This is a genomic window from Clostridium sp. (assembly GCF_051656525.1).
Classification (GTDB): Bacteria; Bacillota; Clostridia; order Clostridiales; family Clostridiaceae; genus Clostridium.
On the sequence record NZ_JBOGCC010000037.1, the window covers coordinates 1 to 10955 of the forward strand.

General features: G+C 26.0%; 13 protein-coding genes and 1 pseudogene. 13 read left to right on the forward strand and 1 reads right to left on the reverse strand.

The features are described from left to right. The 12 genes and pseudogenes from ACRDDY_RS01050 to ACRDDY_RS01105 form a co-directional block, all read left to right on the forward strand. On the forward strand, positions 1 to 211 hold a 211-nt coding region (locus ACRDDY_RS01050; protein WP_438563114.1), incomplete at its 5' end, for a hypothetical protein. Positions 212 to 245: 34 nt separating this feature from the next. After that, positions 246 to 668 carry a hypothetical protein gene (locus tag ACRDDY_RS01055; protein ID WP_438563115.1) on the forward strand — a complete coding sequence of 141 codons (423 nt, stop codon included), beginning with the start codon at positions 246 to 248 and terminating at the stop codon, positions 666 to 668. Between the two features lie 576 nt (positions 669 to 1244). Continuing rightward, on the forward strand, positions 1245 to 2495 hold the full coding sequence (locus tag ACRDDY_RS01060; RefSeq protein WP_438563116.1) for a C40 family peptidase: 1251 nt from the start codon (positions 1245 to 1247) through the stop codon (positions 2493 to 2495). 351 nt (positions 2496 to 2846) lie between these two features. Beyond that, complete coding sequence (locus ACRDDY_RS01065) at positions 2847 to 3362, forward strand: hypothetical protein (protein ID WP_438563117.1); 516 nt, start codon at positions 2847 to 2849, stop codon at positions 3360 to 3362. Positions 3363 to 3543: 181 nt separating this feature from the next. Then, positions 3544 to 5691, forward strand: coding sequence for a VWA domain-containing protein (locus ACRDDY_RS01070; protein WP_438563118.1), 2148 nt, complete (start codon positions 3544 to 3546; stop codon positions 5689 to 5691). 134 nt (positions 5692 to 5825) lie between these two features. After that, positions 5826 to 5999 (forward strand): hypothetical protein, encoded by a 174-nt coding sequence (locus ACRDDY_RS01075; protein ID WP_438563119.1) that lies wholly within the window; start codon positions 5826 to 5828, stop codon positions 5997 to 5999. Between the two features lie 59 nt (positions 6000 to 6058). Next, positions 6059 to 6349, forward strand: a complete 291-nt coding sequence (locus ACRDDY_RS01080) for a hypothetical protein (RefSeq protein WP_438563120.1) — start codon at positions 6059 to 6061, stop codon at positions 6347 to 6349. Next, positions 6306 to 6644 carry a hypothetical protein gene (locus tag ACRDDY_RS01085; protein WP_438563121.1) on the forward strand — a complete coding sequence of 113 codons (339 nt, stop codon included), beginning with the start codon at positions 6306 to 6308 and terminating at the stop codon, positions 6642 to 6644. The genes ACRDDY_RS01080 and ACRDDY_RS01085 overlap by 44 nt, the downstream gene beginning before the upstream one ends. Positions 6645 to 6661: 17 nt before the next feature. Next, positions 6662 to 6907 (forward strand): annotated as a pseudogene (locus ACRDDY_RS01090) (FtsX-like permease family protein); the annotation flags it as partial. 53 nt (positions 6908 to 6960) lie between these two features. Continuing rightward, positions 6961 to 7488, forward strand: a complete 528-nt coding sequence (locus ACRDDY_RS01095; RefSeq protein WP_438563122.1) for a hypothetical protein — start codon at positions 6961 to 6963, stop codon at positions 7486 to 7488. Positions 7489 to 7559: 71 nt separating this feature from the next. Next, complete coding sequence (locus ACRDDY_RS01100) at positions 7560 to 8210, forward strand: FtsX-like permease family protein (RefSeq protein WP_438563123.1); 651 nt, start codon at positions 7560 to 7562, stop codon at positions 8208 to 8210. Next, positions 8210 to 8890 carry an ABC transporter ATP-binding protein gene (locus ACRDDY_RS01105; RefSeq protein WP_438563124.1) on the forward strand — a complete coding sequence of 227 codons (681 nt, stop codon included), beginning with the start codon at positions 8210 to 8212 and terminating at the stop codon, positions 8888 to 8890. Before ACRDDY_RS01100 ends, ACRDDY_RS01105 begins: the two co-directional genes overlap by 1 nt. Before the next feature lie 62 nt (positions 8891 to 8952). Here ACRDDY_RS01105 and ACRDDY_RS01110 read toward each other — a convergent pair whose 3' ends face one another. Beyond that, the gene (locus ACRDDY_RS01110; RefSeq protein ID WP_438563125.1) at positions 8953 to 9591 is read right to left on the reverse strand and encodes a lysoplasmalogenase; all 639 of its coding nucleotides are present in this window, start codon (positions 9589 to 9591) and stop codon (positions 8953 to 8955) included. A gap of 166 nt (positions 9592 to 9757) precedes the next feature. Between ACRDDY_RS01110 and ACRDDY_RS01115 the strand changes: the two genes are divergently transcribed. Beyond that, positions 9758 to 10955, forward strand: a 1198-nt coding sequence (locus ACRDDY_RS01115) for a 1-deoxy-D-xylulose-5-phosphate synthase (RefSeq protein ID WP_438563126.1), incomplete at its 3' end; no start/stop codon positions are given.

The following is a 10955-nucleotide window of genomic DNA, read 5'->3' on the forward strand; positions in this document are numbered from 1 at the left end:
TCTATTTTTCCATATTTTATTGATTTTTGAAGCTTCCATATTTGGATGCGCTATGATAATTAATGTTTTCATTATAAAAACCCCTTTCTTTATGCTTGCATATGCAAGTTGTTTACAAAAAGAATTATACAATAAAAAATTTGTCTATGCAAGTAAAGTCATATTAGAAAATAAAGGGTTAAAAGGAACTATATTTTATAAATTAACATAGTATAAAATATAATAAATAAAAGAAGTGATTTATTATGATTGAAAAATTAAAAGAAATAGGTGAAAAATTAAGAGGAAATGTAGTTATAGTATTTTCAAAAGTCTATACTACAGCTAAATTTTTAGCGATAGTTGGAATACTGTGCTTTATTATGATTGCAATTTCTATTTTTGATTCTAATTTAGATGCAAGTGGAAATTTAGTAACTATAAGGACCGTTTTTTCATCAATAGTTGGATGTCTATTAGAACAAACTTCAAGAAAAGCATTATGCACAGATACAGCAGTAATGTTTAAAAATTATTGTATAGGAATACTAGCTATAAGTATAACATTACTATTAGGATTAACAGAAGTTTTTGAAGTAGATGTAAATAATCCATCTATAATACTTTTAAAAAATGTACTTTTTTCAAGTATAGGATTTTTAATAAGTGGAACTAAGGAATGTGAATGATAGGGAGTGGAGAATTAAAAATTTAGAATTGAGAATTAGGGAGAGTTGCAAGTAACTCTCTCTTTTTGAATTTAAAATTTACTTAAAGATAAATTTTAATACTAATGATTAGAAGATGAATTTTGAAGAGTAATGAGTTTTAATTATTAATAAAAAGATAACTATTAATTAACATGAAAAATCTATTAAAATGAAGAGTGTAGTAATTTATTAAAGTTAGAAGAAGAAAACTTTATAAGAGGAAATTCAATTCAATCCAACTATTTTTAAAATATGTTTAAAATATTTTCAAGTATTTTAGAAAAAGAGTAAAATACAAGGGAAAAAAGTATTGTAATATTTAATTAAGAAATTTAAAGTGAAAAATGTTACAATTTATTTAAGAAAGATTTAAAAATTGAAAAAAAGTATGAAAAATGGAGAAATTAGGTGTATTATAAGATTATGTGTTTTATAGGGAGAAAAAGTTAATATCTATAAAATATACTTTTGAAAATGAATGAAATTGATTTCGTAAAAGAAATTTTTGATAATACTAAAGAACGAAAGAAAAAAAGTTAGGGGCGGTTTTAGAATATGAAAAAGAAATTATTAGTAGCGGTGATTTTTGCAGTAACAATGATTACTACACCAATGTTCACAAACATGAATGCTTTTGCAGATACAGTAACTCAAGTACAGAGTGATAAAGCAGCACAACAACAAAAAGCTTTAGAAGCACAAGAGCAATTAGAGAAGTTAGATAACCAAATTCAAAATACAATGATAAAATCTAAACAATTGGATAGTCAAATAGCTTCTGCAAATGCTAATATACAATCTTATCAAAATCAAATATCACAAACTCAAGCTAAATTAAATACAGAAAAGCAAAAAATGGATAATGAAATTGCAGGACTTTATAAAGCAGGGTATGCAAATAATGGATTATTAGCATATTTAAATGCTATCTTTACAGGAAATAGTTTCTCTCAAATAGTAACTAATCTTGAAGATGTTCATAGCATAAATCAAGCAAATCAAAAGACTTTAAATGAAATAAAAGAACAGGAAGCTACTTTAAAGAATCAGGAAGCTAGCTTACAGAGTAATGTGAAAACATTACAAGAATCTAAGAGTCAAGTTGCAAGTAATTTAGCAGAACAACAAGGAGCTAAGCAAAAAGAGCAAAGTATATTAAGTACAGCACAAGCTAATGTAGCAGCAGATTCAGCACAAGAAATTGCTATGCAAAAAGCAAAAGTACAAAAAGCATTACAAGAGGATGCAGCAAAGGCAGCAACTTCGACAAGTAAGAGTACAAGCTCATCAAGTAATACAGCGGCAAGTAGTACAAGTTCATCATCAAGTAATACAGCAGTAAGTAGTACAAGCTCGAACTCAAGTAATAGTTCATCAAGCAATGTATCAAATACTGGCGGAAGTTCATCTTCATCATCAAGTAGTAGTGCAACAGTACAACAATCAAATAACTCACAAGCAAGTGGAAGTGCACAGGCTATAATTTCTTATGGAGAGCAATTTATAGGAGTACCATATGTTTGGGGTGGAGAAAGTCCAAGTGGATTTGACTGTTCAGGATTAATGCAGTATATCTTTGGACATAATGGAGTAAGTCTTCCAAGAACAGCAGCAGCACAACAAGAATGTGGAACACCAGTTGCAAAAGGAGATTTACAACCAGGAGACTTAGTATTCTGGGGAGATCCAGCATACCACGTTGCAGTATATATTGGTGGTGGACAAATATTAGTGGCACCACATACAGGAGCTTACGTAACAGTAATGAACTTATATCCATATACTAATGCGAGAAGAGTTTTATAGAAATTAAAAATGGAAAATTAAAAATTGAGGAAGAAACTCGCTTAGGCGAGTTTCAAAATAGAAATGAAAGATGAACTAGTAGCGAAAACTAATTCATCTTTTTGACGTGAAAAAGAGTAGTCAAATGAATGTTGAGAACAGAAAAAATAGAGCTTTTAGTTTTATAAAAATAAAGGTAGTAAATGTGATACCTTTCTAATTCTAAATTTTTAATTTTAAATTTTCAATTACTTTAAAATTTAAGACTATATGAAGATTTACTTATAACTAAAAACTTAATTTTTTCAAAAGAAAGTTGTCACAGAACTGCCAAATTATCCTTTTAAAATAAGAATAAAAGGAGTGATACAAATGAAGAAATTATCTATAATATTAGGAGTAGTAGTTGGAATTTTAGTTATAGCATTAGTTGTTTGTGGTGTAGAAATATATAATAAGCAAACTCAGATTGAGGCACTTCAAAAAATTAACGCTATAAGCCAAGCAGAAATGAATAGTGGAATTAAAGTTGATGGAATAGATTTTAAAGACTTAAACTATAGCATAAAAAATGATGGGAATGATAAAGTTGTTAATGCAACTTATACAATAGCAGGCCCAAATCAGAAACAACAAGTTATAAAAGATGCTAAGTTGACAGAAGTGAATGGTAAATGGACTGTTTCTAAAGATTCAAAATTAACAGAAGATCAAACAAATGTAATTGAGAAGTTAGTTAATACTCAAGCTAAAGAATCAGCAGAATTTAATGAAGCTGTAAAAAATCAAATGAAAAATGAGCAAAAATATATACAAAATGCTCAAAAACAAATGAACCAACAAATAGATGCATTAAATCAAGCATTTAACCAAGCTATTAATGGTTAAGACAAAAAGTCTCTTTTAAGTAAGAGGCTTTTTCTTTTACAAAAATATAAGTTAAGAAAAAAATATGATTATGTTCATAGGGAATTAAAAGGAAAAAGAGCTAATAAATAAGTAGAAAAAGAGTCTATAAATTTTCTCAAAGTAATATACTATTATGATATTAATATATTAAGGTGAGGAAATGAATCTAAAGGATTTAAGAGTGTCTTTTTTAGGAAAAGAAGATTTGAAAATTGGATATGAACATAGAAGTCAGTGTAATTTTTACTCAATAAAACTAAAGAGAAGCAGAGAAAAAAGTATAAATCATCATATATTACTTATAGATCTTTCGTATAGTATGAAAGAAAGAATAGAAGAACTTAAAGAAAAGGTTAAATTAACACTTGAAGGACTTAAAAAGGGAAGAAACAATTATGTATCAATTATAGTTTATTCCGGATATTTAGAATCAAAAATAATTATATCAGGTTTAAAGTGTGAAAAGAAATCCTATGAAATGGGAGAAGTTTTTGAAAAGATTGATGAAGAATTTTATAGTAGAAACAGTACAGTATTATCAGAACCTTTAGAGAAGGCAATAGAAATGGTAAAAAGGCTTGAGGAGGTATGTAGTAAACATAATATAGTTTTATTTACAGATGGATGTATATCTATTGATAAGTGGCGTATTGAAGAAGAAAAAGAAAAAATATTAAAGATAAGCAACATATGTAAAGAGAAGGATATTTATTTTAATGCTATTGGATTTGGAAAATATTATGATAGAGAGTTTTTACAGGAAATAGTTAAAACTATTGGAAATGGTGATTTTAATCATATAGAGGAAATAAAGGACTTTTATAAAAATATTATAGAAATTACAAAAGATATAAATGAGAAAAATAATTTAACTTTAGATATAAATAATAAGGAATATTTTATTATAAATAGTGGACAGCTTTACAAAGAAGGAAAATCTAAGATAAGTATATGTGAAGATGAAGTTTTAATATGTACATTTAATGAGGAACTTAAAATAGAAAATAAAATTTATAATAATAAAAAACTTGAGAAAAGAAAAGAAGGAGTAATTGAAGACTTTTTATATAGACTAACACTTTCATATTTGTTAAATGAAGATATACAAAGTGCAGAAATTTGTATGGCAGAGCTTAAAGATGTTTATGGATTCTCAGTATTACAAAATTGTTATTCATTCACAGAACTTGGAAGAGCTATAAATGAAGTTAAGAATTTAGTCATTAATAAAGATAAAAGGTTTAAAAAAGGAAAAGAAGCTATAAATTTAGAAGAAGAAAATATCTGTATATTAGAAGTTTTAGAAAAGATAATAAAAGATGAAGAATCAATGCTTCTATGGGATTATAGTACAGACTATAAGAGAATAGGAAAAATTACAAAAAGAAAAGAAGATAGATATAAGTTTATAAAACCTTTAGTAGGTTTTGGTGAAGTAGTAGATATTGTAATAGGAAGCAAAAAACTTAATGTAGGGCTTTTAGTAAAAGTTAAAGGTGAAGTTATAGATACTGATACTATGCTAAAGTTAGATGGACATGTATTTAGACAATATAATTTAATTTTAAATGGAAATATAAATACAGAAAGTATATCATGTACACTCTCCAAAGAACTACTTAAAAAATTTAGAAAAGAAAAAATAATAAAAGAGAAAAATAAATTTGGAGAAGATATCATATATACATTAAACCTGAAAAAAATAAAAACAGCAAATAAAAGAATAATGAGAAGTTTAACATTAGAAGAAATAGGGGAAGGATTATATGAAGCAGAGGAGTTAAAATGCAAAATATGTGTAGTTAAAAAAAGATTAGAAGAAGCAAATAGAAAGACAACTAGAAAAAAAATAACTTTAAAAGAGAGTGTGCGAAAAAGATATAGAGTAAACGAAGTAGGAATGTATAAACCAATTTCAGAAGGAAAAGAAGAGAACTTTAAAGAAATATATAAAGCAAAAGTTTTAGAATGGAAAATAGAAGGCTTTAAAAGAAAAAAAACTATAGAAGATGGAATAAAGTTTTATAGAGAAATTAAAAATGAAGAAGAACTTAAAATAGAATTAAAAAAATTAAAAGAAAGAAGAAATGAAATATTATATAAAATAAACTTAGTTAGAATAGCATATGGATTATTAAATACAAAAACATTCCTATGGGAAGATGAAAAAGAAAAAATAAAAATTGAAATGGATAAAAGTTTAGGAATGAATACTGTAGTAGATGAAAAAATAACTATAAGTACGAAAAAGGTAAATGATATAAGAGTAAGACAAGATAAATATGAAATATTAACTAAATGTGATTAAAAAGACGAATTATATATGTTGAAAAATAGCGAGATGTGTTTTTTTGATTACAAACTTCGACAGGGTTTAGAAAACATTTGTGATAATATGTAAATAAGAAATGCATTTCTAAAAGATTGGGAAGGAAAAATAAAATGAGAATAAAAATAAGAAAAGTAATAACAGGAACAATATTAGGAACAATGCTAATTCCAACTACTATAGCAATGGCATCAGTAACTAAAGGTGAAGAATATGCAGTGGAATATCAATCATTTCATTCAACAAGTAAATTAGATAATAAGGTATATTTAAAATTAAGAAAATAAAGATAGAAGAGCAAGACATTTAAAAGTTTTTAAATGTCTTGCTACATAATGGAGAGAATATGAGAGCATTAAAAGAGATAATGGCAACACCTATTAATTCGCTGTTTATAGTTTTAGTAATGATAATTTCATTAATATCTATAAATGTGGTAAATCAAATTATATATGGTGGATATTCTAGGTTTAATTCAGAGAGAGCTTTTAATAAGGAACATATAGCAATTGAATTAAATGAAGAGGTAAATAACATAATAAATAAAATAACAGAAATAGAATCAGGATTTATAACTAATAAAATGGGAGTTAATGTTCCTATGCCTGGTGGATTTTTTCACAAAAGATCATTATAATTCATCAGAAAAAGTTGCAATTATTGGATCAATGAATGAAAAGTTATCTTATATTAAAAATGGGAAAAGATATATTGATGTAGATAATCAAACATATGAAGTTATTGATATTTTAAAAGATAATGGAACTGAATGGAATCATTCTATGCTAACTCCTATAAGTTCATTAGGCGAAAAGGAACTAGAAAATGTAGAATGGATAAATGTTTCTAAAAAAGAATTTAATGATGGAATTTTAGATCAAATTAATAATGTCTTTGAAAATGCAGAAGTTATAAATAATAATATTCACTAGCTTGTAAGTTTTGGGTTGATGAAATAAAAAGAAAAATAGCAATAAAAATTGTTTTAGGTGCAAAGTGGAGAGATGTAATTGAAGAAATATTTTTAAAGTTAACAATATTATCGTTACCAGCACTAATAGTAGGAATTGTTACAAGTGAATATATAGGGAATGAAATAACAGGTAAATTATTAAGGACAACAATGAATAATATAGGTATATCATTTATAAGCTTCATTTTAGTATTATGGATAATATTATTTCTATCTATATAAGTGTTTATAGATTAAAGAAAATTAATATTATTGATTTTTTGAGGTAAAGAATTATGAGAAATAGTAAGTTAATTAAGCTTTTAATAAAAAAGGACAAGGTGGTAAGTCTACTATTAATAATAGAATTTATCTGTATCTTTATATTATTTTATAATATTCAAAAAGATTTTAATATTTTAGATGTGGTTAAAAAAACTAAGAATTATGAGTGGAATAAAGAAGGAAGTTATTCACTTGGAATTGCTTTAGATTCAAGTTTTGATGGAAAAGTTGGTGATATTGTAGGTTTTTATAAAGAGCTAAAAACTTATGAAAATGCAGAACTTGTAGCTCCAATGCTATCAACAACAGGAACAACGGAGTGGATTAAAGGGGATTATAGAAAAGATATATACACTCCTTTTTCAGCAAATTCATCTACAGAAGTTGTTAAAGAAGATGGGTCAATGCATTTAAATCTGCCAATAAGGGTTTGTAGTAATGATTATTTAAAGAATATAGGAATGGAAATAGACAAAGTAGGAAAAGACAATGAAAGATATGTTATATTAGGAGAGAAATTCAAAAAAATTATAAGATAGGTGATACTATTAAATTTAGAGAAAACGATGGTATAGAATTTAAGGTTATAGGTTTTGCTAAAGAAAAAACTATGATGAGTTACTCTAAAAAGTATTCAGAAGAATATCCTTTTTTAGATAATTCTTTAGTAGTTTTACTTAATGAAAGTGATTTAAATGATAAAATGCTACTACGAGAAGCTCTTTTATTAAACACTATGAACATTAAATTTAAAGATGGAGATTATGATTTATTTAAAAGTGATATTTTTAAAATAGGAGAAAAGCATAATTTAAAATTAACTATACTTGAAAACAAAAAAGAAGTTTTAAGTGAAATAGAAAAATTAGATGCACAGGTTAAATATTCTATATTAAGAAGTATTATATTTTTAGTAGCAGGTCTTTGTTCATTAATTGGAACAATTATTTATTCAATTTATGAAATGAGAAGAGAACTTGGAATAATTGTATCATTAGGAGCAAGTAAGAAAGATTTATTTATTGTAAGTACGGTGAAAATATTTTTAATTGGAACAATAGCATTTATTATATCAACAATTTTAAATTATAGTGGCTTTATAAATATATGTGGAAATGGATGGTATCTTGTAGAATCAACAAAAACAGACTTTTTAATAGTTTTGTTTGCAATGATAATATTAACTATAATATCAGCAATTTATCCATTACTTAAAGTTAATAAAATGGATATTGCAAGGTTAGTTGGGGGTGAAAAATAATGGTGAAAATAAATTTAAAAGGTGTTACTAAAATTTATGGAAAAGGTGATAGTGCTGTAACTGCTTTAAAGAATGTAAATTTAAAAGTTGAAAAAGGTGAGTTTATTTCAATTATGGGTGTTTCAGGTTCAGGTAAAAGCACTTTACTTAATATAATTGGATGCGTAGACAAGCCAGCTGATGGAATATATGAATTAAATGGAGTAGATTATTCAAAAGAAAGTTTTAATGAACTTTCAAAGATAAGAAATAAAGAGATTTCTTTTATATTTCAAAACTTTGCATTAATAGAAGAATTAACAGTTAAAGAAAATATATTTTTGCCACTTGATTATAGAAAAGGTAAAGTAGATAAAAAGAAAAATTTAGAAGAACTTGAAAAGATGGGGTTGGTTGAACTATTTTCAAAAAAAGTGAAAGACTTATCAGGAGGACAGAAACAAAGAGTAGCAATAGGAAGAAGTTTAGTTCAAGGAAGTGAAGTAATACTTGCAGATGAACCAACAGGAGCTTTAGATGAAGAAAATTCTAAGATAATAATGGAATTATTAGAAGAGTTAAATAAAGAAGGAAAAACTATTATAGTAGTAACTCATAATAAATTTGTAGAATCATATAGCAAAAGAAAATTATATATGAAAGATGGAAATTTAAGTGAAGCTATAAAAATAAAAAGATAAACAATATATAAAATAGTTTAAAACTAATAAGCACAGTAAAATTAAATTACTGTGCTTATTTACTAACTTAATCCAAAGGATAAAAGAAGTTGTCCTAATATATAAGTAAGCATTATATAAAAATTATAGTGTTTAAATGCTTTTTTGAATAAGCTTATGCTAAGAAGAGAATCTGAAATAGTAAATAGTAATGCTCCTACTAGTGCTATGAGTGATAGATAGTGTCTACTATTAAAATTATTTAAGATTGCAAGTCCAAGCATTAAGCATATAAAGAAAATATATATAACTACTGGTATTTTCAAATTATCTAAGTTTGGTTTAAGGCAGTTAAACATAAGAAATGCAAAGATAATTATAAATATGAGTATTGGTAAATAAGCTAATTTAAATGGAGAAACATTTATTAAAGTATAAAATTTTAAAATATAAAATAAATGTCCTATTAAAAAAGCTATTAAACCAAATAGGAATAGTGTCTTATTCTTATCAAAGATTAAGAATATATCTCCAATAAATCCAAAAATTAAGGCTAAGTAAATATATGGATTTGGTGTTTTAGATATACTTGAAATAAATATAAGTAATAAAGGCATTAAAAAAACTTTTGTAATACAACGAAATCTATCATTTTCTACATAACAAAAAAAGAGATGTAGAAGGGAAACTATAAAAAATAAACTGAAAAAAATTGTACTCATAAAAATAACTCCTTTAATAATCTATATATAAATTTTAACATATTTTAAGTATAAAGGTTCACAAAAGACTTTAAATATTAAAAGTTATTATATTGACTTAAAGTGTACTCTAAGGGATATACTAATAAATAAGTAATGAAACTAAAGAAAAGCGAGGATGATATAAATGGAATTTAAAGTATTAAATAAAGTAAATAGTCCAGAAGATGTTAAAAAACTTAATAAAGAAGAATTAAATGTTTTAGCAAGTGAAATAAGAGATGCTCTAATCAAAAATGTAAGTTATACAGGAGGACATTTTGGTCCTAACTTAGGTGTAGTTGAAATGACAATAGCACTTCATTATGTTTTTAATTCACCAATAGATAAAATAGTATATGATATATCACATCAATCATATGTACATAAAATGCTGACAGGAAGAAAAAATGCTTATATAAATAAAGAGGATTTTAAAAGCTTAAAAGGTTATACATCACAATATGAAAGTAAGCACGATTTCTTTACAATAGGGCATACATCAACTTCAGTAAGTTTAGCTTGTGGATTAGCAAAAGCTAGAGATGTTAAAGAGGAAAAAGGAAATATAATTGCGCTTATAGGAGATGGTTCTTTAAGTGGAGGAGAAGCTTTTGAAGGGTTAAATAATGCAGCTGCTTCAAATAAAAATATTATAGTTTTAGTAAATGATAATGATATGTCTATTGCAGAAAATCATGGTGGAATGTATAAAAACTTAAAATTACTTAGAGACACAGAAGGAAAAGCGGAAAATAACTTCTTTAAAGCAATGGGATTTGATGAGTATCATTTTGTTAAAGATGGACATGACATTCAAAGTTTAATAGAAGTATTTAGGAAAGTTAAAGATGCAGATCATCCAGTAGTAATTCATGTCCATACAACTAAAGGAAAAGGATATAAGGATGCAGAAGAAAACAGAGAAAATTTCCACTATGTAATGCCGTTTAATTTAGAGACTAAAAAGCCATTAATGGAAATGCCAAAAGAAACTTATGCAAGTCTTTCAGGAAAGCTTCTATTAGAAAAAGGAAGAAAAGATAAAACTGTAGTTGCATTAACAGCAGGAACACCAGGATTTGTAGGTTTAGTTCCTTTCAGAGAAGAACTTAAAGAACAGTATATAGATGTTGGAATAGCAGAAGAACATGCGATAGCTTGTGCATCAGCAATGGCATTTGCAGGAGCAAAACCAGTAGCATCGTTTGCAAGTACATTCATTCAAAGAACATATGATCAAATGTCACATGACTTAGCAATAAATGATAATCCAGCTTTAGTATTAGTTTATAATGGTGGAATTACAGGAGCTGACGTTACTCACCATGGAATATTTGATATTC